This window comes from Pseudomonas sp. SC3(2021) (genome assembly GCF_019856535.1).
Classification (GTDB): domain Bacteria; phylum Pseudomonadota; class Gammaproteobacteria; order Pseudomonadales; family Pseudomonadaceae; genus Aquipseudomonas; species Aquipseudomonas monsensis.
On record NZ_CP082236.1, the window covers coordinates 1,000,320 to 1,020,099 of the forward strand.

General features: G+C 61.0%; 21 protein-coding genes. 10 read left to right on the forward strand and 11 right to left on the reverse strand.

Annotation, left to right across the window (positions count from 1 at the left end; translation table 11 throughout):
* Nucleotides 1-9: 9 nt before the first annotated feature.
* The 3 genes from K5Y35_RS04500 to K5Y35_RS04510 form a co-directional block, all read right to left on the reverse strand.
* Nucleotides 10-1,023 carry an AI-2E family transporter gene (locus K5Y35_RS04500; protein ID WP_222833766.1) on the reverse strand — a complete coding sequence of 338 codons (1,014 nt, stop codon included), beginning with the start codon at nt 1,021-1,023 and terminating at the stop codon, nt 10-12.
* Nucleotides 1,024-1,464: 441 nt separating this feature from the next.
* Nucleotides 1,465-1,770 (reverse strand): PsiF family protein, encoded by a 306-nt coding sequence (locus K5Y35_RS04505; protein ID WP_007950613.1) that lies wholly within the window; start codon nt 1,768-1,770, stop codon nt 1,465-1,467.
* A gap of 63 nt (nt 1,771-1,833) precedes the next feature.
* Nucleotides 1,834-2,628: an AraC family transcriptional regulator gene (locus tag K5Y35_RS04510; protein WP_123470983.1), complete on the reverse strand. Its 795-nt coding sequence runs from the start codon at nt 2,626-2,628 to the stop codon at nt 1,834-1,836.
* Nucleotides 2,629-2,724: 96 nt separating this feature from the next.
* On the opposite strand from K5Y35_RS04510, the gene K5Y35_RS04515 reads away from it, so the two are divergent.
* On the forward strand, nt 2,725-3,612 hold the full coding sequence (locus K5Y35_RS04515; RefSeq protein ID WP_222833767.1) for a DMT family transporter: 888 nt from the start codon (nt 2,725-2,727) through the stop codon (nt 3,610-3,612).
* Nucleotides 3,613-3,733: 121 nt separating this feature from the next.
* On the opposite strand, the gene K5Y35_RS04520 is transcribed toward K5Y35_RS04515, so the two are convergent.
* From K5Y35_RS04520 to K5Y35_RS04530, 3 genes are all read right to left on the reverse strand, one after another.
* Entirely contained in the window at nt 3,734-4,612 is an 879-nt protein-coding gene (locus K5Y35_RS04520; protein WP_123470979.1) for an esterase/lipase family protein, read from the reverse strand.
* A gap of 91 nt (nt 4,613-4,703) precedes the next feature.
* On the reverse strand, nt 4,704-5,009 hold the full coding sequence (locus K5Y35_RS04525) for a DMT family transporter (RefSeq protein ID WP_123470977.1): 306 nt from the start codon (nt 5,007-5,009) through the stop codon (nt 4,704-4,706).
* Complete coding sequence (locus tag K5Y35_RS04530; RefSeq protein ID WP_222833768.1) at nt 5,010-5,648, reverse strand: FMN-dependent NADH-azoreductase; 639 nt, start codon at nt 5,646-5,648, stop codon at nt 5,010-5,012. It lies immediately after the preceding gene.
* Between the two features lie 109 nt (nt 5,649-5,757).
* Here K5Y35_RS04530 and K5Y35_RS04535 point away from each other — a divergent pair, with 109 nt between their 5' ends.
* Both K5Y35_RS04535 and K5Y35_RS04540 read left to right on the forward strand, forming a co-directional pair.
* Nucleotides 5,758-6,717 (forward strand): LysR substrate-binding domain-containing protein, encoded by a 960-nt coding sequence (locus K5Y35_RS04535; protein ID WP_261991236.1) that lies wholly within the window; start codon nt 5,758-5,760, stop codon nt 6,715-6,717.
* A gap of 91 nt (nt 6,718-6,808) precedes the next feature.
* A complete protein-coding gene (locus K5Y35_RS04540; RefSeq protein ID WP_128615924.1) occupies nt 6,809-7,342 on the forward strand; it encodes a bacterioferritin in 534 nt (177 codons plus the stop codon).
* Nucleotides 7,343-7,434: 92 nt separating this feature from the next.
* Here the strand turns inward: K5Y35_RS04540 and K5Y35_RS04545 are convergent, their stop codons facing one another.
* Complete coding sequence (locus K5Y35_RS04545; protein WP_222833770.1) at nt 7,435-9,510, reverse strand: AsmA family protein; 2,076 nt, start codon at nt 9,508-9,510, stop codon at nt 7,435-7,437.
* A gap of 384 nt (nt 9,511-9,894) precedes the next feature.
* On the opposite strand from K5Y35_RS04545, the gene K5Y35_RS04550 reads away from it, so the two are divergent.
* The 7 genes from K5Y35_RS04550 to K5Y35_RS04580 all read left to right on the forward strand — a co-directional run bounded on the left by K5Y35_RS04550 (nt 9,895) and on the right by K5Y35_RS04580 (nt 15,195).
* A complete protein-coding gene (locus K5Y35_RS04550) occupies nt 9,895-10,485 on the forward strand; it encodes a hypothetical protein (RefSeq protein ID WP_123470969.1) in 591 nt (196 codons plus the stop codon).
* 156 nt (nt 10,486-10,641) lie between these two features.
* The gene (locus K5Y35_RS04555) at nt 10,642-11,274 is read left to right on the forward strand and encodes a TetR family transcriptional regulator (protein ID WP_007966952.1); all 633 of its coding nucleotides are present in this window, start codon (nt 10,642-10,644) and stop codon (nt 11,272-11,274) included.
* A gap of 207 nt (nt 11,275-11,481) precedes the next feature.
* The gene (gene ureE, locus K5Y35_RS04560) at nt 11,482-11,982 is read left to right on the forward strand and encodes an urease accessory protein UreE (RefSeq protein WP_222833771.1); all 501 of its coding nucleotides are present in this window, start codon (nt 11,482-11,484) and stop codon (nt 11,980-11,982) included.
* Entirely contained in the window at nt 11,979-12,653 is a 675-nt protein-coding gene (locus K5Y35_RS04565) for an urease accessory protein UreF (RefSeq protein ID WP_222833772.1), read from the forward strand. The genes ureE and K5Y35_RS04565 overlap by 4 nt, the downstream gene beginning before the upstream one ends.
* A gap of 12 nt (nt 12,654-12,665) precedes the next feature.
* A complete protein-coding gene (gene ureG, locus K5Y35_RS04570; RefSeq protein ID WP_123470963.1) occupies nt 12,666-13,280 on the forward strand; it encodes an urease accessory protein UreG in 615 nt (204 codons plus the stop codon).
* A 27-nt stretch (nt 13,281-13,307) separates the two neighbouring features.
* Nucleotides 13,308-13,880 (forward strand): HupE/UreJ family protein, encoded by a 573-nt coding sequence (locus K5Y35_RS04575; RefSeq protein WP_222833773.1) that lies wholly within the window; start codon nt 13,308-13,310, stop codon nt 13,878-13,880.
* Nucleotides 13,881-14,061: 181 nt separating this feature from the next.
* Complete coding sequence (locus K5Y35_RS04580; RefSeq protein ID WP_222833774.1) at nt 14,062-15,195, forward strand: AGE family epimerase/isomerase; 1,134 nt, start codon at nt 14,062-14,064, stop codon at nt 15,193-15,195.
* Between the two features lie 93 nt (nt 15,196-15,288).
* Here the strand turns inward: K5Y35_RS04580 and K5Y35_RS04585 are convergent, their stop codons facing one another.
* The 4 genes from K5Y35_RS04585 to livM all read right to left on the reverse strand — a co-directional run bounded on the left by K5Y35_RS04585 (nt 15,289) and on the right by livM (nt 19,777).
* Complete coding sequence (locus tag K5Y35_RS04585) at nt 15,289-16,053, reverse strand: SDR family oxidoreductase (RefSeq protein ID WP_123470958.1); 765 nt, start codon at nt 16,051-16,053, stop codon at nt 15,289-15,291.
* Between the two features lie 840 nt (nt 16,054-16,893).
* The gene (locus K5Y35_RS04590) at nt 16,894-17,610 is read right to left on the reverse strand and encodes an ABC transporter ATP-binding protein (protein WP_123470957.1); all 717 of its coding nucleotides are present in this window, start codon (nt 17,608-17,610) and stop codon (nt 16,894-16,896) included.
* On the reverse strand, nt 17,607-18,479 hold the full coding sequence (locus tag K5Y35_RS04595; protein ID WP_123470954.1) for an ABC transporter ATP-binding protein: 873 nt from the start codon (nt 18,477-18,479) through the stop codon (nt 17,607-17,609). Before K5Y35_RS04595 ends, K5Y35_RS04590 begins: the two co-directional genes overlap by 4 nt.
* Entirely contained in the window at nt 18,476-19,777 is a 1,302-nt protein-coding gene (livM, locus tag K5Y35_RS04600) for a high-affinity branched-chain amino acid ABC transporter permease LivM (protein WP_123470953.1), read from the reverse strand. The genes K5Y35_RS04595 and livM overlap by 4 nt, the downstream gene beginning before the upstream one ends.
* Nucleotides 19,778-19,780: the final 3 nt, after the last annotated feature.

The following is a 19,780-nucleotide window of genomic DNA, read 5'->3' on the forward strand; positions in this document are numbered from 1 at the left end:
TGCCTGGCCTTAGACCATCCCACCCAGCTTCAACTCACTCTTCAGGTACGCGTAATAAATCGGCCCCGCCACCACTCCCGGCAGGCCGAACGCGGCTTCGAACACCAGCATCGCCAGCAGCAACTCCCACGACTTGGCACTGATCTGCCCGCCGACGATGCGCGCGTTGAGGAAGTATTCGAGCTTGTGGATAAAGATCAGATAGCCCAGCGCCGCCACCGCCACCCAGATCGACAGCGACAGACCGACGATGGTGATCAGCGTGTTCGACATCAGGTTGCCGATCACCGGCAACAGGCCGAGCAGGAAGGTCAGGACGATCAGGGTCTTGGTCAGCGGCAGCTTGATGCCGAACATCGGCAGGATCGCCGCGAGGAAGATCCCGGTGAAGATCGTGTTGAGCAGGGAAATCTTGATCTGTGCGAAGACGATGTTGCGAAAGGCCTGGACCAGCAGGTGCAGGCGATCGAACAGGGCGGCGGCCAGCGGCTTGCGCTTGGTCACGTCCGGTATCCGCTGCAGAGCGATGATCGCGCCGAGGACCATGCCGATCAGCAGGGTGACAAACATGTGCGCCGCGTCCTTGCCCACCAATTGCAGCTCGGACAGATGCTTGCTCGCCCATTGACCGATAGCGACACGGAACTCAGCGGCGCTGGCAGGCAGGTAGGCATCGAGAAACGGCGGCAGTTGCCCGCGCGCGCGATCGACCACGCCCATGAATTTATCGAGAGAAGCGCCGGGGTTTTCTGCTTCGTGCAGCAGGAAACTGATAGCGCCGGCGAAGATCAGCGCCAGCACACTGACCACCAGCGTGCCCAGCAACGCCACCGCCAACCAGCGCGCGCGCCGGCCTTCGATCAGCCGTTGCAGTTGCGGGGTGAGCATGTTGACCAGCTCATAGACCAGCAGACCGGCCAACAGGCTGGGCAACAAACGCAGCGGCAGCACCAGCAGCAAACCGCCAAAAATAATGATGCAACTGACCCAGAACACAACATGACGCTCAGAAAACGTTGGCATACAGCCTCAAAACGAACGGCGTAAAAGGATTGGCAGTCTGCCAGCGATCCAGAGAGAGCACTAGGGATATGCGGTGCTTCAGGTCCCCTCACCCTAGCCCTCTCCCAAAGGGAGAGGGCTAGGGTGAGGGGATGCTCTGCATATCCAGTGACCTGAAACAGCTACATGGAATCCAAAATCGACCGTTTTTTTCAGGTCGACGAGTTTCTTGAGATTTGCCCTCACCCTAACCCTCTCCCTCCGAGAGAGGGAACCGATTGGGGGATGCTCTGGATATCCTGTGACCTGAAACAGCGACATGGAATCCATAATCGACCGGTTTCTTTCAAGTCGACGAGTTTCTTGAGACGCTGCGGTCAGTCCCCTCTCCCTCCGGGAGAGGGTTAGGGTGAGGGCAAATCTCAAGCGGACGCGTCGACCCTGACACGCCACAGAAGCGGGTTATTTTTTCTTCAGGCAGTCACTCATGAAGGTCTTGCGCGCATCACCGGTCAGGGCTTTGGTTTTCGCGTCGGCGTTGCAGGTTTTCATTTTTTCCTGCTGCGGGGTCAGGGCCTTGGCATCGTTGGCCGCCGGCGCAGCCTTGAGGCAGGTGCTCATGAAAGTCTTACGCTCATCGCCCTTGAGGCTCTTGGCGGTCGCATCGGCATTGCAGGTGGTCATTTTGTTCTGCTGCGCGGTGGCGGCGAAACCCTGGGAGCACAGCAGCAGACCGATCATCAACAAAGGGACACGCAACATCTTCATGGAGTTTTCTCCTTGTCGCCGCACCGATGGATGCGGCCTCTGCTGAAGTGTAGCCAAATCTTGTTACACCTTCCCGCCTTCCAGGTGGCTGCGCCGATACTGCTCCGGCGTGCATCCGGCCTGACGGGCAAACATGGCGATGAAGGCCGAGCCACCGCTGTAACCCAGATCGAAGGCGATCTCCTGCACGCTCTTCGAACTTTCCAGCGCCTCGATCGCTGCCAGATAGCGCAGACGCTGGCGCCATTCGCCGAAACTCATCCCCAGCTCACGCACAAACTGCCGGGCCAGCGTGCGCTCGCTGACGTGTACCTGCGCCGCCCAGTGCGCCAGCGGTTGGTTACTGCCCGGATCGGCCTGCAATGCATCGAGAATCGCCAGTAACCCGGGATTACTCGCATACGGCAGATAACATTCATGCACCGGCGCCTGTTGCAGTTGATCAACCAGCACCTGGGCCAGTCGCCGGTCGGCTTCGAGTTCGGGGATTTTCACATCGCGGGCGGCGAAGTCCTTGAGAATCGCCTTGAGGATGTCGCTGATTGCCAGCGTGCAGGCCCGTGCCGGCAGTTCGGCGCAGACCTTGGGGTCTAGGCACACCGCACGATAGTTGACTGGTTGGTGGCTGTAGAAACTGTGCTCGACCTGCGGCGGTACCCACACCGCGTACTGCGGCGGCGACATGAAGCGGTTGCCATCAACGTCCATGTGCAGCACGCCGTGCGCCGCGTACTCCAGCGTGCCCCACGGATGCCGGTGCGGCGCGGCGTATTCATGGGCGTTGAAGTCGGCGTAGCGGAAGTACACCGCTGACGGCAGTTCGCTGAAATCCAGCAGATCGATGTGTTTACTGTTCATGCTGTCCGGTTGCAGAGGCAGGTTGTCCGGTTCGCAGTATAGGGCTGCATCCAGACAGGGGATAATCACCGTTCATCAACGTTCTGGTTTTAACCCATGCAATACGCGTTTCCCCTGCTGGCGATTTTCATTTGGGCCGGCAACACCGTGATCAACAAACTGGCGGTCGGGGCGATCTTCCCGGCCGAGATCGGTTTCTACCGCTGGCTGCTTGCCGGCCTGCTGTTCACCCCGTTCATGCTCAAAGCGGTCATCGCGCACTGGCCGCAGATCCGCCCGAACCTGGGCAAGATCTTCATCCTTGGCGTGCTCGGCATGGCGGTGTATCAAAGCCTCGCCTACTTCGCCGCGACCCTGACCACGGCGACCAACATGGGCATCATCCTGTCACTGATGCCGCTGATGTCGCTGGCCATGGCGATCATCAGCCTCGGCCAGCGCCTGACCGCCGGCGCCTTGTTTGGCGCGGTGCTGTCGTTTGCCGGCGTATTGGTGGTGGTCTCGTCAGGCAGCCTTGGCGCTCTGTTGCAACACGGCGTGAACCTGGGTGACGCGATGATGCTGATCGCTACCCTCGCCTACGCGATCTACAGCACCTTGCTGAAAAAATGGCAGCTGCGCCTGCCGCCACTGGTGTTGCTGTACTTGCAGGTGCTGGTGGCGATCGTGGTGCTGTTTCCGCTGTACGCGATGTCGCCGAAAACCGGGCTGACCCTGCAGAACATTCCGTTGGTGCTGTATGCGTGCCTGCTGGCGTCGATGCTCGCGCCGCTGGCGTGGATGCAGGCCGTACAGCGTCTGGGGCCGAGCCGGACGACGTTGTTCTTCAACTTGCTGCCGCTGATCACTGCGCTGATTGCAGCGCTGGTCTTGAAGGAACAGCTGGCGATGTATCACCTGGTCGGTGGTCTGCTGACGTTGGGCGGGGTGATTCTTTCCGAGCGCTGGACCACGGTGTTGGGCCGCAAGGTCAGCGTTGCCTGACCCGACGCCATCGCTGGCAAGCCAGCTCCCACAGGGTCGGTGTCGCACACACATGTTGTGAACGCCACGAATCAGTGTGGGAGCTGGCTTGCCAGCGATGAACGATAACGCGGTGTGCCTGCTAAACCCCGGCAGCCTCAAGCCGCGCCGCATGCTCGACGAACAGACGCACCGGATCCGCGCCCTTGCCCACCAGCCCCAGCGACTGGTTGACGATGTCGAAGTGATCCAGCGGATAGTCATCGCCAATCACCGTGCCCAGATGCGAGCTGTAGCGCCCGACCATCCCGTCACACTGCCCCGGTTCGCGCACGAAGGTTTTCGCGAACAAGCGGCAGCTGCGATTGGTGCCGTCGAACAGGTTGCCGCCGCGGTCGGTCTTGCCCGGCTGCAGCGTGCCCGACCACGAGTAATAGCGCACACCGTTGACCTCTTCCGGCCCGTGTCCGCCCCAGGTGTCAGGCAGGCCTTGTGGATAACGCTGATTGAACAGCGCCACGCCTTCGCTGGTCAGCGATTGGTGCGAAGCGTGGATATCCACCGGCAACTTCGGCCCGCGGTAACCGGTTTCCAGTAACGCCATCAGCCAGCCGACAACGCGCAACAACACCTCAAGGACGCGTCCTCTGGCGCTGTCCGCCGGATAGTGTTTTTGCAGATAGTCAGCCAGTTCCGAACCGTGATTGGGTCCGGCCACCGAGGTCACCGACGCGACCAGATCCGGACGTTTGGCCGCTGCATAGCGTGCGGTCAGCGAACCCTGGCTGTGGCCGAACAGGTTGACCCTGGCCGCGCCGGTCTCGCGCAGGATCTCGTCGATCCGCGCCAGCAATTGCTCGCCGCGCACTTCGGTGGAATTGAGCGGCGACACCTGCACCGCAATGACCGTCGCACCACCACGGCGCAAGGCCTTGATGATTCCGTACCAATACGGATAGAGCACCAGCCGGATAAACCCGAGCATGCCCGGCACCAGCACCAGTGGATAACGCGTCGACATGGGCAAACATCCTTGTGGTCGATGAGTGGATGCAAGGCGTGCAAAACGCCCGCCAAGCATCCTCCCTGATGATGACAACTCAACGACCAGCCTACTTCAGCCCCGCCACCCCCGCCACAATCAGACCTACCGAGAGCAGTTTGACCAGTGTCAGGCTTTCGCCGAGCAACGCGAACCCAAGGAACACCGTGCCCAGCGAGCCAATCGCCGTCCAGACCGGATAGGCAATGCTCACCGGCAATTCACGCATGGCCAGCGTGAGAAAGTAGATCCCGCCGATTGCCGCAATCACGGTGATCAACGACGGCCACAACCGGGTGAAGCCTTCGGCGTACTTCATGCCCATGGCGAAGGTGACTTCGAACCCGGCGGCGATCAGCAGGAACAGCCAGGCCATCTAGAACGCCCCGGCGAGGTCGAACAAGCGCTGCTCGGCCTCCGCCACCGACGCCGCGAAGGTGCGTTCAGCGGATTCTTCACCCTCGGCCGCGACCACGGTGACGTCGTTGATACCGATAAAACCCAGCGCCGTGCGCAGCCATGGATCGGCATGGTTCAACGCCTCCAGCTCACCGCCCGGGCCAAAACCGAAGCCGCCGCGACTGGTGACGATCAGTGCCTTCTTGCCTTGCAACAGTGGCGTGTAGTTGGCAACGCCGTTATCCAGCGTGTGATCGAACGTCAGCCCCAGCCGCACGATCTGATCGACCCAGGCCTTGAGGCCGCTGGGCACGCTGAAGTTGTACATCGGCGTGGAGATCAGCAGCAGATCATGCTCGAACAGCTCGCCGACCAGTTGATCGCTGAGCGCCAGATCGGCCTGCATCGACAACGGCCGTGCTTGCGGCTCCGGGTAGAACGCCGCCGCTACGAACGCCTCGTTGACCGCTGGAATCAAGGCCCGACCGACTTCACGGCGAGTGACGTGAGCCTGTGGATGACGCGCCTGCCAGGCGCTGAGAAAACCTTCAGCCAGACGCCGCGAATGCGAACGGTCACCGCGCGGACTGGCATGGATCACAAGAATCTTGCTCATCTGTCTTTCCTCCGGACTAGAATCAAACGGCTTGTGGCGTGCAGCTTGAGGCGCACCGCCGCTGTCCTTCAAATGAGCAAAAATCAGTCGGGATGAATTCATTTCATCCGTGGAGTTTTCAATGTTCGCCTCGCTGCCGCTGACCGCCCTGCGCGCTTTCGAATCCGCTTCGCGCCTGTTGAGTTTCAAGGCTGCTGCCGAAGAGCTGTCGGTCACCCCCACAGCGATCTCTCATCAGATCCGCTCGCTGGAAGACTGGCTCGGCGTCGCCCTGTTCGAACGTCTGCCGCGTCAGGTGCGCCTGACCGAAGGCGGCGAGCGCCTGTTTCGCAGCCTGCACAGTGCCTTGCTGGAAGTGGCGCAAAGTGTCGACACCCTGCGCCCGCAACGCAGCGGCAGCAGCCTGACGCTGTCGACCACGGCCGCGTTCGCCGCGCTGTGGCTGGTGCCGCGCCTGGGGCGGTTTTATGCGCAGCATCCGAACATCAACCTGCGCCTCGATACCCATTGCGAGGTGATCGATCTGCATCAGGACGCCAGCGTCGATCTGGTGTTGCGCTACAGCCTCGATGACTATCCGAACCTGTATGGGCAGTGCCTGTTCGACGAGTCGTTCGGCGTTTACGGCTCGCCCGAGCAAGTGGCGCTGGCCGCGCGGCGCACGCCGACGCTGATCAGCGTGCGTTGGCACAACTCGAAGCTGTATGCCCATGGCTGGGAAGCGTGGTGCGCGCGGTCCGGCGAGCACTGGCTGCAGCAGCATCCGGTGAGTCGTGAATACGACGAAGAGCATTACGCCCTGCAAGCGGCGATTGCCGGGCAAGGGTTGGTTCTGGCGAGCAATATTCTGGTGTCGGAGAGTGTCGGCAGCGGGCTGCTGGTGCCGTACAAAGGCGAGATTCAGGTCGATGGCGCCGGGTACAGCGCGTTGTGCGTGCCGGGGCGCGAACGGCATCCACCGGTGCGGGCGTTTTTTACCTGGCTGCATGAGGAAGCGCTGTTGTCCGGACTGACGCGCAGATCGCAACCGTTGGCAGCGTCTGTAGAGCAGGCGGCAAAAATCTCATAAAACTTTTTGCTTCGCGCAGGACTCACAACTGGGGTAGGCGAGCACGCCTGTAGAGCGTGGCGCCAATCGGATTAGCCTCCAGGAGATCGAAATGAGCGACGACCTGCATCTGTCAGATGTCCAAACCCTGCGCGACCGTGCGCGCCAACACGTCGAGAACGGCGCCGTCACCGAAAGCTACAGCGCCGACCGTGAAGAGGTACTGCGCTTGCTCAACGCATCGCTGGCCACCGAACTGGTCTGCGTATTGCGTTACAAACGCCACTACTTCATGGCCTCCGGGGTGAAAGCCAGCGTGGCCGCCGAAGAGTTTCTCGAACACGCCACCCAGGAAGCCCAGCACGCCGACCGCCTGGCCGAACGCATCGTGCAACTGGGCGGCGAGCCTGAGTTCAACCCCGACCAGCTGTCGAAAATGTCCCACGCCCAATACGTGGCCGGCTCCACCCTGAAAGAAATGGTCTACGAGGATCTGGTGGCCGAGCGGATCGCCATCGACAGCTACCGCGAGATCATTCAGTACATCGGCGAGAAAGACCCGACCACCCGGCGCATCCTGGAAGACATCCTCGCGCAGGAAGAAGAACATGCCGATGACATGGCCGATATCCTGAAAGACCTCTAAACCCTATCGCGAGCAGGCCCACGCCTACAGAGGAACGCATTCCCAATGCAGGAGTAAGCCTGCTCGCGATGGCGTCGTTATATACGCTGAAGTTATTGAGTTGGTTTAACGGTGACAGGCGCCTTGCCTGCCTTCATCTGCTCCAGCAACGGCGCACACTGATTAGGCTCGCCGCCACTCGGTGCCACCAGGGCCAACAGCCCCGCCGCTGGCGCCGCAATCACACCCAGCGCCACCATACCCGCCCCACGCAGTATCAACGGCACGGCCTTGACCCCGGCATCCGGCTTGATGAACTTGCCGCGCACATACAAAGGTGAACGCAGGGAAATCAAACGCCAGCCCTTGGACTCCGGGGTCACCGTCAGATCGAGTTGCTCGGTGGCCATGTTGGCTGTGCCGTCGATATAGATGATCGCGTTCTCGGTATCGAAGACAAACAATCGCGTGGTCGCCAGACCCGTCTTGATGTCGAAGTCGGCCGCCGCGCAGTTGATCTTCACTTCCTTGTCGCCAAAGATCTTGCCGACCACATAGTTACCGACGTTCAGCCCCGCCAGTTCCATCAGTTCACGGCTGATTGCGCCGTCGTTGATCAGCATCTTCAGGTTGCCGTTGGCGCCGCCGAGCAACTTCGCCACCGAATTGCCGCGCCCGCTGATATCGGCATCACCGTTGAGCTCACCGAAACTGGTTTTCATCGGCTCGAAGGTGGGGAACAGTTCCTTGAGCTTGAATTTGCGCGCAGTCAGTTTCGCCCGGCCTTCCAGCGGCTCGGTGCGGCCGTCGAGGCGGATTTGCGCATCGAGGTTGCCGCCAGCCACGCCGAAGCGCAGCGGTTCGAGGCTGAGTTCGCCGTCGTTGAGTTTCAAATGGGTATAGAGGTCGGTGAACGGCAGTTTCTCGCTGTGGACAATGCGTTTGCCGGTGAACTCGACATCGGCGTCCATCGCGCGCCAGCGATCGGTCTTGAACTCTTCCACCGGCAAGACTTTATCGGCCGGCTGCTTACTCTCGCCGCCCCGGGCCTTTTGCTTGGCGTTGGAGTCGGCGCCGATCAGCGGGGCGAGGTCGGCGAACAGCAATTGATTGGACAGCAACGCGCCGCTGAGTTTCGGCCGCGGCTGGCTGGCGACATAAGTCAGGTCGCCGTGGATATCACTGCTGCCGATCTTGCCGTTGAACTGCTCATAGGTGAACGTCGCCCCGGCCACGTCATGCAGTTTGGCGATCAAGTGACCGTCGGTGGAATAGGGTGGTGTGTCGGGCAGGGTCACGCCGGTCAGCGGATACAGGTTACCCAGGCTCGCGCCGGCCAGTTTCAGGCGCAGGTCGAGAGCGCCGAGATTAAGCGGGTCAGTCAGGGTGCCGGCCAGGTCGAGGCTGGTGTCGCCGATCTTTGCCTGCGCCTGCAGCGGGAACGGTTTGCGCGCGTCCTGCAAGGCCAGCAGCCCGCCGATCTTGCCTTGGCCGGTGAGGCTCTGGCCGTGGTACTGGCCTTTGACCTTCAACGCAAACGCATAATCCTGGGGCGCGCCGCCCTTGTCCTGGGCGGTCTTGGCCGCTTTGTCACCGACGATTTCGCTGAATGGAATCGGTTTGCCCAGCGGATCGATCAGCACATCGAGGCTGGTCTTGAGGGTCTGATCGTCGAGGGTCACATGGCCCTTGTCGAAACCGATGGCGCCGATGTCGACCACCCAGTTCGACGGCTCGGCATTCGGGTCCTTGGGATCGAACTTGAACACCCAGTTGGCGCGACCGTCCGCCAGCCGCTGCAACTCAGCGTTGGGCTCGGTCAGGTCGATACGCGGAATCACCACGCGCTGCGCGAGCAAGGCCAGCGGCGAGATACGCAACTCGACCCGCTTGAGGGTCACCATCTGCGGCTTTTTCGACCAGTCCGGATTGCCCAGGCTCAGGTCTTCGGCCACCACGTGCGGCCACGGCACCCACGACCGCCAGCCGCCCTCATCGGGCTCGCGCTGCCAGATCACCGCGAGGTTGCCATTGATGGCGAACGGTCGGTGCAGTTCTTCCGAGACTTTGGCGTTGAGCGGCGGTTTGATCCGGTTCCAGTCGAAGAACACGATGATCAACACCAGCACAGCCAGTAGCAGCACGAGAATGGTGAGGGTCCAGCTGAAGATTTTTCCAGTGCGCGTCATGCACAAAGCTCCTGATCACGACCGCACGCAAAGACTGCGGCGTACGGCTGAAACGGCGGGCCAAAGCGGCCCTCATGAAATCTACGACTGGCAAACGGGCCGCAGGTTTAATCGAAAGGCCAATTACCGCGCAAAAAGCCGCGCGAAATCTGACCGATCAGTCGAGCAGCGTTACCGCGCCCGCACTTTTGCGAGGCGCGAGTGAGTCGAAAATACCCACTGCGGTGCAAAAGCGTCGCTCTGAAAGGCCCGTTCTAGAGCCTCCCGGCAGAACAATCAATTCTGTTGATTATTACCATTGCGTTTATGAACTTTTATATCGACTTATCGAGAGTAGCATTGCCTCCGTACCCACTTTATCGCCCTCCCAAGGAGCAACCCATCATGAAACGCCAATTACTGTTCAGCCTGACCCTGTCGATGCTAGCCAGCACTGCTTTCGCCCTGCCCGCTGCCGATCAGGCTACCCCGCAAGTGAAATCCAGCCACTCGGTGTTCAGCCAGACCGTTGCGGCTGATGGTTCGGACCGCACGCCACAAGGCCAGACGCTGGCTGAAAACGGTCGCAACCGCCTGGAAGAAAAAGGTCTGGTGCAAGACGGCTCCGATCGCACGCCACAAGGCCAGGCGCTGGCTGAAAACGGCCGCAATCGCCTGGAAGAGAAAGGTCTGGTTCAAGACGGTTCCGATCGCACCCCACAAGGTCAAACCCTGGCGTCTGACGGCAGCGATCGCACCCCACAAGGTCAGACCCTGGCTTCCGATGGCAGCGACCGCACCCCACAAGGTCAGACTCTGGCTTCCGATGGCAGCGACCGCACCCCACAAGGTCAGACCCTGGCTTCCGATGGCAGCGACCGTACCCCACAAGGTCAGACCCTGGCTGAAGATGGCTTCGACAAAACCCCACTGGGCCAAGCCGTTGCCGAAGGCGGTGGTGACCGTGTGATCGAACGCAACAGCCAATTGAGCTAAGCCCGTGGTGGCCTGGAAAAAAAGCCCGATCAAGCGATTGGGCTTTTGACTTTTCAGTCCCGGTAAAATCCTGCCTGACCTGCCCCTGCGGTTCGACGCCGACAAAGTCGATTTGCTAGAGTGCGACGCTTGTCCTGCCGAAGAACACACCTTGCGATGCTGCCCCGCGCCGAACAGAAACAACAGACCCGCAACGCCCTGATGGACGCTGCCCGCCACCTGATGGAAAGCGGCCGAGGATTCGGCAGCCTGAGCCTGCGCGAAGTGACGAAGACCGCCGGCATTGTACCCACCGGTTTTTATCGGCACTTTGCCGATATGGACGAACTGGGTCTGGTGCTGGTCAGCGAAGTCGGCCAGACCTTCCGCGAAACCATCCGCCTGGTGCGGCACAACGAATTCGTCATGGGCGGCATCATTGATGCGTCGGTGCGGATCTTTCTCGATGTGGTCAGCGCCAATCGCTCGCAATTCCTGTTCCTCGCGCGCGAGCAGTACGGCGGCTCGCTGCCGGTGCGCCAGGCGATCGGGCGTTTGCGCGAAAACATCAGCGCCGACCTCGCCGCCGACCTGACGCTGATGCCCAAGCTGCAGCATCTGGATGCCGCCGGGTTGAGCGTGATCGCCGACCTGATCGTCAAATCGGTGTTCGCCACTTTGCCGGATATCATTGATCCCCCCGCCGAAGCCTTGCCGGAGCATCTGACGCCCCAGGCGAAGATCACCCAGCAACTGCGCTTCATCTTTATCGGGCTCAAGCACTGGCAAGGGTTGGGCAGTACCGAGTAACAACCTCTTCCTTGCTGACACCCCTACAAAGGTGCGGCGTCACGGCCTCCATTTGGTGCATGTAAAAACCTTCATGCACCAAAACACCCCAAAATTCCGCAACATCTTGAAACATCCACTACGCTCCGACAGGGATTTCCTACATCCCGTCCGATTGGCAAGGCCCTTGCTCTAGCCTGAGCATTGTCCATAGCTGGAAGTTTTCCGATGCTGGTGATTCACCGCAGAATCGAGTCTCAACCCGTCTGGGCCGCCGAGTTGCACCTGACCTTCGAAGCCCGGAGCAAAAGCCGTTTGCGCTGTTTCAGTGCCGAGGGTGAAGACGTCGGGTTGTTTTTGGAGCGCGGCCAGTCCCCGTTGTTTGATGGTGAGTGCCTGCAGGCCGAAGACGGCCGCATTGTCCGCGTCTGCGCCCGCCCCGAGCAATTGCTGCACGTCACCTGCGCCAATGCCTTTGAACTGACCCGCGCCGCATATCACCTGGGCAACCGCCATGTGGCGCTGCAGGTCGGCGATGGCTGGCTGCGCTTGCTCGACGACTATGTGCTCAAGGCCATGCTTGAACAGCTCGGTGCACAGGTCGAAGCGATCGAAGCGCCGTTCCAGCCAGAGCACGGCGCCTACGGTGGCGGCCATCACCATTCGCGGCACGGCGACGAAGATTTCAACTACGCGCCAAAACTCCATCAGTTCGGCGTACGCCTGTGAACCCGGCCTGGGCGCTGCTGCGCCTGGCCAGTCCGCAATTGCCGATTGGCGGCTACAGCTATTCGCAAGGCCTGGAAATGGCGGTGGAAAACGGTCGCGTCAACAACCCGGACAGCGCCCGGCGCTGGATCAGCGATCAGTTGCTGCTCAACCTCGCACGCTTCGAAGCACCACTGCTGCTGGCCCACTGTGCGGCAGCGGCGGAGCAAAACTGGGATGAATTAAGGCAGCTGTGCGAATCCCACCGCGCCAGCCGCGAGACCCGCGAGTTGCATCTGGAGAGCCGGCAGATGGGCTACTCGTTGCAACAACTGCTCAGCGGCTTGCCGGAACTCGACACTGCCGCTCGCGAATTTCTCGATCAGTGTGCTGAACCGCATCTGGCTCTCGGCTGGGCACTGGCGGCGCGTGCCTGGGGCATCAGTGCGCAAGACGCCCTCGCCGCCTGGCTCTGGAGCTGGCTGGAAAACCAGCTCGCGGTGCTGATGAAAACCCTGCCGCTGGGCCAGCAAGCCGCCCAGCGCCTGACCAGCGAACTGCTGCCGCTGCTGCAACAGGCGCAGCAGGACGCCACCCGAATCCATCCCGAACACATCGGCAGCGCCGCGTTCGGTCTGTCCCTGGCGTGCATGGCCCATGAGCGCCAGTACAGCCGTCTGTTCCGTTCCTAGGAGAAACACCACATGAACGCACAACCTCTGCGAGTCGGCATCGGCGGCCCGGTCGGTTCCGGCAAAACCGCGTTGACCCTGGCCCTGTGCCTGGCCCTGCGCGAGCGCTATAACCTCGCGGTCGTCACCAACGATATCTATACCCGCGAAGACGCGGATTTTCTGGTGCGCAACGAAGCACTGGCACCGGAGCGGATCATCGGCGTGGAAACCGGTGGCTGTCCGCACACGGCGATCCGCGAAGACGCCTCGATCAACCTCGAAGCGGTCGACCAACTGAACCGGCGCTTTCCGGGGCTGGACCTGATTCTGGTGGAGTCCGGCGGCGACAACCTGTCGGCGACGTTCAGTCCGGAACTGTCCGACCTGACCATCTATGTGATCGACGTCTCGGCCGGCGACAAGCTGCCGCGCAAGGGTGGGCCCGGTATCTGCAAGTCGGACCTGCTGGTGATCAACAAGATCGACCTGGCGCCGCTGGTGGGCGCGTCGCTGGAGATGATGGACAGCGACACAAAACGCATGCGCAACGGCAAGCCGTTCGTGTTCAGTAACCAGAAAACCGGTCAGGGCCTGGAAGACATCATCGCCTTCATCGAACGCCAGGGCCTGCTGACCGCAGCCTGATTCACTGCTCAACAAGGAAGCTTATCCATGACACTCAAACGTATTCTTGGCGCTGCGGCGCTGCTGCTGACACCAGCACTGGCCTTCGCTCACCCGGGGCATGGCGACAGCGGTCTGGTCGCCGGCATCAGTCACCCGATTGGCGGCCTCGACCATTTGTTGGCGATGCTGGCTGTCGGTTTGTGGGCCGCGCAGCAGCAGGGCGCCGCGCGCTGGGCGCTGCCGTGCACGTTTGTCGGCACCATGCTGATCGGCGGCATGCTCGGCTTTGAAGGACTGGAACTGCCGGCGCTGGAAAGCGGGATTGCCGCATCGGTGCTGGCATTGGGTCTGGCCGTGGCCTTGGCGGTGCGGCCGCCGCTGGTGATGGCGGTCGCGGCGACGGCGTTGTTTGCGCTGTTCCATGGCGTGGCGCATGGTCTGGAACTGCCAGACATGAGCAGTCCTTGGGCGTATGCGGCGGGTTTCGTTGTGGCGACCGCCGTTTTGCATGCCGTCGGTTATGGCGTGGTTCGCGTGTTGCCGCAGGCAGCGGCGCCGCTGGTGCGGTTGGCGGGTGCGGCTTCGGCGGTGACTGGGGCTTGGTTGCTAGCAGGCTAGTTTTTATTGTCTGAACTGGCCTTTTCGCGAGCAAGCTCGCTCCCACATTGGATTTGTGGCGAACACAAAACCTGTGGGAGCGAGCTTGCTCGCGAAGGCGGCCGATCAGACGCCGCATCGCTGATGTCAGTCTCTCTGCTACCATGTCGCGCAATCGCCCCAGCCGTGACGACGTCCGCCCATGCCCCACGCTTCCCGTTCCGACCTCCTGCCTGAATTGACCGCCCTGTTCAGCGACGTGCACCAGCACTTCGTCAACGTCATCGTGCCGCTCTGGCAAGGTCCGGGCTGGAACGCCGACATGGCGCTGCCTTACGAAGCGCTGGACGCCGCCCACCAACCGCTGCCACCGCAACGCTATCGGGCGATGGCCTGCGCACGGCAGCTGTACCTGTTTTCCAGCCTGATCGGGGTTGTGGATAACGTCGAAGTCCGTGCGGCGGCGCTGTTTCGCTCGTTGCAACGGCACTTTCACGATGCCGAACACGGCGGCTGGTTCTACAGCATTGATCCACAGGGCCAACCGCTGGACCAACGCAAGGATCTCTACACCCACGCCTTCATCCTGTTCGCCTGCGCGCATTACTGGGAAAAATCCCGCGAGCCGCTGGTGGAATCGACGCTGAACGCAGCACTGGAAGTCATCGGCCGCCGCTTTGCCACCGGTGATGGTTTGTATGAAGCGTGTCTGAACCGCGACTGGATCACCCTCGAGACCGGCCCGTTGCAAAACCCGCTGATGCACCTGGCCGAAGCGTTCCTCGCCACCCTTGCCGTGCGCGAAGATGCCCAGACGCAGACAGCGTTGCTGGCGTTATGCACAGCCATGCACAAGCAGTTCGTCGATCCGCAATATGGCGTGTTGATGGAGAAGCCGCTCGGGGCTGTGGATAACTGGTATGAGCCGGGGCATCAGTTCGAATGGTATTTCCTCTTGGAGTCGTCGCCGCTGTTGCGCGAATCGAAACTGCATTCGGCGCTGGACCGGACGTTTGCGTTTACCGAGCAATATGGCGTGGAACAGGCGACCGGTGCGGTGTGGGCGATGCTTGACCTGCAACGGGACGCACGGCCCAAGGATTCGACCCAGCGTATCTGGGCGCAGGCAGAATACCTGCGTGCCCTGACGTTGCGCCCGGACAGTGAAGCCGTGGTGCTGCGCCAGTTGCAGGCGCTGCAGCAGCGGTTCCTGCATGCCGGGGGCTGGCATGAGTGCCGGGATGAGCAGGGTGAGGTCAGCCGCAAGGACATGCCGTCGACCACGCCTTATCACCTGGCGACGTGCTACAGCGGTTTAGCCGAATACCTGCGCTAACAGATAAATCGCCATCACGAGCAGGCTCACGCCTACAGGGAAATACATTCCAACTGTAGGCGTGAGCCTGCTCGCCATGGCCGTTATGCGGTCTTAGACCTTGTTACGTTCGATGGCAAACCCGGCCCAGGTCTGGCTCACCGGCATCAGCTCGAGGCTGTTGATGTTGATGTGCGCCGGCGTGTTCATGACCCAGAAGATCGTCTCGGCGATGTCCTGCGGCTGGATCGGCTCGGCGCCAGCGTAGGTCGCGTTGTAGCGCTCCTGGTCACCGGCAAAACGCACCAGCGAGAACTCGCTTTCGCACAGGCCCGGCTCGATGTTGCTGACGCGCACGCCCGTGCCCTGCAGGTCGCAACGCAGGTTCAGCGAGAACTGTTTAACGAACGCCTTGGTCGCGCCATACACATGGCTGCCCGGGTACGGATAGTTGCCGGCGATGGAGCCGAGGTTGACGATACCGGCGCCACGGCCATGCGCGATCAGGCGTGGCAGCAGCAGACGTGTGGCGTACATCAGGCCTTTGACGTTGGTGTCGACCATGGTGTCCCAGTCATCCAGGTCGCACTTCGGCGCCGGGTCAACACCCAGCGCGAGGCCGGCGTTGTTGATCAGGCCGCGCAGCTTGGCGAACGATGGCGGCAGGTTGGCGATCGCCTCTTCCATCGCCTTGCGATCGCGTACATCGAGCACCAGGCCGTGGACTTCAGTCTGCGTGGACAACTCGGCGCACAGGGCGGTCAGGCGTTCTTCACGACGGCCGGTCAGCACCAGTTTCCAGCCGGCCTCGGCAAAACGGCGGGCACAGGCTTCACCAAAACCGGACGTCGCGCCGGTGATAAACAGGGTGTTGGACATCGTGTTCTCCTTGCTTCGGCCGCCGAGGCGGCCCTTGGAATAGAAAATCAGCAGGCAGCATGCCCGCCCGCGCATGCACGGGCAACACCCACAAGCTGTACAAAAAACAGCCAAGCCTGCCAACACCATAGCCACCGTGGCCTGCAGCCATGTGCACGCATGTTATCCACAGTCCCTTCCACAGTTTCCGGGGGCAAGTGCAAACGCGCAAAGCCGCGCCACATAAGGCTTTGCGGGGGAAATAGAAAGTTTTTTGCTTGACCCTGAAGTGGCAGTTGTGCCGGACGTGGCATTTTGCACGACCGACCGGTCACACCAGTGATTGCGCGAGGCCAGCAATTACGGCCCTCAGCGCGGTCTTTCCAGAGTTTAATCACAGACTTATCCACAGGCTTGTTCACATGGAACAGCCTGATAGTCGACGCCCAGAAAAAGGTTGACAACGAAGGTGTCAGCTCCTGCAAAAAAGCCTGATCAAAAAACAGCCACACCCTTGCAGGCCACGTTTTAAAAGGCTTGCAGCCAGATACACCCACCTTATTCACAGCCAGCTCCACAGCAAACGGGGACAAGTCAAAACTGTGGAAAAACAGTCATTTGCAGCGTCTATATGTCGCGCTTTGGCAGCAGGCGGAATTTGTTTTCCACAATTCGCGAATCCGGCACAAATCAACTGTAGGAGTAAGCCTGCTCGCGATAGCGGTGTATCAGCCAGCGGAGATGGCGAATGGGAAACCGCGATCGCGAGCAGGCTCACTCCTACGGGTTTTTGCGGTGGGTTTGAGAGATAAAAAAGCCCCGGGACTTGCGTCGCCGGGGCTGTGCATAACGTGGGAACAATCAGTGCCCGCCCAGATAAGCGTTACGCACCTCCTCATTCACCAGCAGTTCCTTGCCTGTACCAGTCAGGCGAATCTCGCCGTTGACCATCACATAGGCCCGGTCCGACAGCTTCAGCGCATGGTTGGCGTTCTGCTCAACCAGGAAAATGGTCATGCCGGTTTTCGCCAATTCGCGCAGGGTGGCGAAAATCTGCTTCACCACAATCGGCGCCAGGCCCAGGCTCGGTTCGTCGAGCAGCAACAGCTTCGGCCGACTCATCAGCGCGCGGGCGATGGCGAGCATTTGCTGTTCGCCGCCGGACATGGTCATCGCCCGCTGCGTGCGCCGTTCCTCGAGCCGCGGGAACAGTTCGAACATGCGCTGCATGTCTTCCTTGGCGTACTTGTCGCCAATCGGGATGGTGCCCATCAGCAGGTTCTCCTCGACGGTCATGTCGGGGAACACCCGCCGCCCTTCCGGCGACTGCGCAATGCCATTGGAGGCGATGTAGTGCGAGGACTTGTGGGTAATGTCGACGCCTTGATAGAGGATCTGCCCGCCCGCCGCCCGTGGCTGGCCGAAGATCGACATCAGCAGCGTCGACTTGCCCGCGCCGTTGGAGCCGATGAGGCTGACGGTCTCGCCTTCGTTGATTTCAAGCGACACGCCTTTGAGGGCCTGGATCGGGCCGTAGAACACGTCCAGGTCCTTGAGTTGGAGGATCGGTTGGGTCATGCCACTTCCTCTTCATCGGCGCCGAGATAGGCGGCAATCACTTTCGGATCATTGCGAATCGCTTCAGGGCCACCTTCGGCGATGACCACGCCGTGGTCCAGCACCACGATGTGGTCGGAGATGCTCATGACCATGCCCATGTCGTGTTCGATCAGCACCACGGTCAGATCGTGCTCGTCGCGCAGCAGCCGGATCATCGCGCTCAGCGCTTCGGTTTCCTGAGGGTTGAGGCCGGCGGCCGGTTCGTCGAGGCAGATGATCTGCGGCCGCGTGCACATGGCCCGGGCAATCTCCAGACGGCGCTGTTGGCCGTAGGACAGTTCACCGGCGAGACGGTTGGCGCAGTCCACCAGATCGACCACTTCCAACCAGTAGAACGCGCAATCCAGCGCATCGCTTTCGGCCTTGCGATAGCCCTTGGTGTTGAGGATACCGGCGAGCATGTTGCGGTTGACCCACATGTGCTGGGCCACCAGCAGGTTTTCCAGCACCGACATTTCCTTGAACAGGCGAATGTTCTGGAAGGTCCGCGCCAGTCCCGCACGGTTCACCAGATGCGTACCGCCGAACATCTTGTAGTACAGACGGCTGAGGAACGACTTCGGCGAAACGAAATCGGTCGATTTGAACGATTCGCCCAGCAACTGAATGACGTTGGTCTGCTTGCCGCGCACGTTGAGTTCGATCTTGCCGCCAGAGGCCTTGTAGAACCCGGTCAGGCAGTTGAACACCGTGGTCTTGCCCGCACCGTTGGGGCCGATCAGGGCGAAGATCGAGTTGCGTTTGACCTTCAGGCTGACATCGCTCAAGGCCTTGATGCCACCGAAATGCATCATCAGTTTTTCCACAGAGAGTACGACTTCACTCATGGCGCAGCCCTCTCATAGTGAATGGCACCTTTGCGTGGAGTGACCCCGGTACGGCTGATGCGGATCAGCCCTCGTGGTCGCCAGATCATCATCAACACCATCAGGATGCCGAACAGCAGCACGCGGTATTCAGCGAAGCCGCGCAGCAGTTCCGGAGCAACCGTGAGCACGAACGCCGCAATTACCACGCCGATGGTCGAGCCCATGCCGCCGAGCACGACGATGGCGAGGATCAGCGCCGATTCGAAGAAGGTGAACGAGGTCGGGTTGACGAAGCCCTGGTAAGTGGCGAAGAACACACCGGCGAGGCCGGCCGTCGACGCACCGATGGTGAACGCCGAGAGCTTGACCAGCACGTGGTTGAGGCCCATCGAGCGGCAGGCGATTTCGTCTTCACGCAGGGCTTCCCAGGCGCGGCCCACCGGCATCTTCACCAACCGATGCTTGATGTACAGCACGGCCAGTACCACCAGAAACAATACCGCGTAGATGAAGTAATACTTCACGTCCGGGTTGTAGGCGATGCCGAAGAACTCATGGAACGGCACCCCGCCATCCTTCGCCCGCTTGCCGAACTCCAGACCGAAGAATGTCGGCAACGGCGCCGGCATACCGTTCGGGCCGCCGGTCAGTGACAGCCAGTTGTTGAGGACCAGGCGAATGATTTCACCGAAGCCCAGGGTCACGATCGCCAGATAGTCGCCATGCAGGCGCAACACCGGGAAACCGAGGATGCAACCGGCCAGGCCGGCAGTGACCGCCGCCAGTGGCAGCACGGTCCAGAACCCCAGCCCGAGGTACTGGTAACCGAGTGCCAGACCGTAGGCGCCGATGGCGTAGAACGCCACGTAACCGAGGTCGAGCAGACCGGCCAGGCCGACCACGATGTTCAGCCCCAGCCCCAACAGCACGTAGATCAACCCGAGGATGACCACGCCCAGCAGGTACGAGTTGGAGACAAACGGCACGATGATCGCGAGCACAATCAGCAGCGGGATGATCCAGCGCAGACTGGATTTGTGGTCGGACGGCAATACATGCACGCCCGAACCGCTGCTCTCGAACCCGTCGAGAATCTTCAGGCCCTTGGGCGTTTGCAGGAACAGGCTGAGGGCAAAGCGGCCGAGCATGACGATGCCGATGATCCACGCCACACGGGTCGGCTCGAGGTTGAAGCTGTAGCCGTCGAGCACCACGCCGACAATCGGGCCGAACACGATCAGGGCAATCAGGCCGGCCAGAATCGCCTCAACCAGGCTTTTTTTGATATCAATGCTTTTTTGAGTGGTTGAAGACATCGC

Bases quoted from the DNA above. Each gene is read 5' to 3' on its own strand.
- K5Y35_RS04500 (WP_222833766.1), bottom strand. From the start codon at position 1,023: ATGCCAACGTTTTCTGAGCGTCATGTTGTGTTCTGGGTCAGTTGCATC.
- K5Y35_RS04505 (WP_007950613.1), bottom strand. From the start codon at position 1,770: ATGAAGATGTTGCGTGTCCCTTTGTTGATGATCGGTCTGCTGCTGTGC.
- K5Y35_RS04510 (WP_123470983.1), bottom strand. From the start codon at position 2,628: ATGAACAGTAAACACATCGATCTGCTGGATTTCAGCGAACTGCCGTCA.
- K5Y35_RS04515 (WP_222833767.1), top strand. From the start codon at position 2,725: ATGCAATACGCGTTTCCCCTGCTGGCGATTTTCATTTGGGCCGGCAAC.
- K5Y35_RS04520 (WP_123470979.1), bottom strand. From the start codon at position 4,612: ATGTCGACGCGTTATCCACTGGTGCTGGTGCCGGGCATGCTCGGGTTT.
- K5Y35_RS04525 (WP_123470977.1), bottom strand. From the start codon at position 5,009: ATGGCCTGGCTGTTCCTGCTGATCGCCGCCGGGTTCGAAGTCACCTTC.
- K5Y35_RS04530 (WP_222833768.1), bottom strand. From the start codon at position 5,648: ATGAGCAAGATTCTTGTGATCCATGCCAGTCCGCGCGGTGACCGTTCG.
- K5Y35_RS04540 (WP_128615924.1), top strand. From the start codon at position 6,809: ATGAGCGACGACCTGCATCTGTCAGATGTCCAAACCCTGCGCGACCGT.
- K5Y35_RS04545 (WP_222833770.1), bottom strand. From the start codon at position 9,510: ATGACGCGCACTGGAAAAATCTTCAGCTGGACCCTCACCATTCTCGTG.
- K5Y35_RS04550 (WP_123470969.1), top strand. From the start codon at position 9,895: ATGAAACGCCAATTACTGTTCAGCCTGACCCTGTCGATGCTAGCCAGC.
- K5Y35_RS04555 (WP_007966952.1), top strand. From the start codon at position 10,642: ATGCTGCCCCGCGCCGAACAGAAACAACAGACCCGCAACGCCCTGATG.
- ureE (WP_222833771.1), top strand. From the start codon at position 11,482: ATGCTGGTGATTCACCGCAGAATCGAGTCTCAACCCGTCTGGGCCGCC.
- ureG (WP_123470963.1), top strand. From the start codon at position 12,666: ATGAACGCACAACCTCTGCGAGTCGGCATCGGCGGCCCGGTCGGTTCC.
- K5Y35_RS04575 (WP_222833773.1), top strand. From the start codon at position 13,308: ATGACACTCAAACGTATTCTTGGCGCTGCGGCGCTGCTGCTGACACCA.
- K5Y35_RS04580 (WP_222833774.1), top strand. From the start codon at position 14,062: ATGCCCCACGCTTCCCGTTCCGACCTCCTGCCTGAATTGACCGCCCTG.
- K5Y35_RS04585 (WP_123470958.1), bottom strand. From the start codon at position 16,053: ATGTCCAACACCCTGTTTATCACCGGCGCGACGTCCGGTTTTGGTGAA.
- K5Y35_RS04590 (WP_123470957.1), bottom strand. From the start codon at position 17,610: ATGACCCAACCGATCCTCCAACTCAAGGACCTGGACGTGTTCTACGGC.
- K5Y35_RS04595 (WP_123470954.1), bottom strand. From the start codon at position 18,479: ATGAGTGAAGTCGTACTCTCTGTGGAAAAACTGATGATGCATTTCGGT.
- livM (WP_123470953.1), bottom strand. From the start codon at position 19,777: ATGTCTTCAACCACTCAAAAAAGCATTGATATCAAAAAAAGCCTGGTT.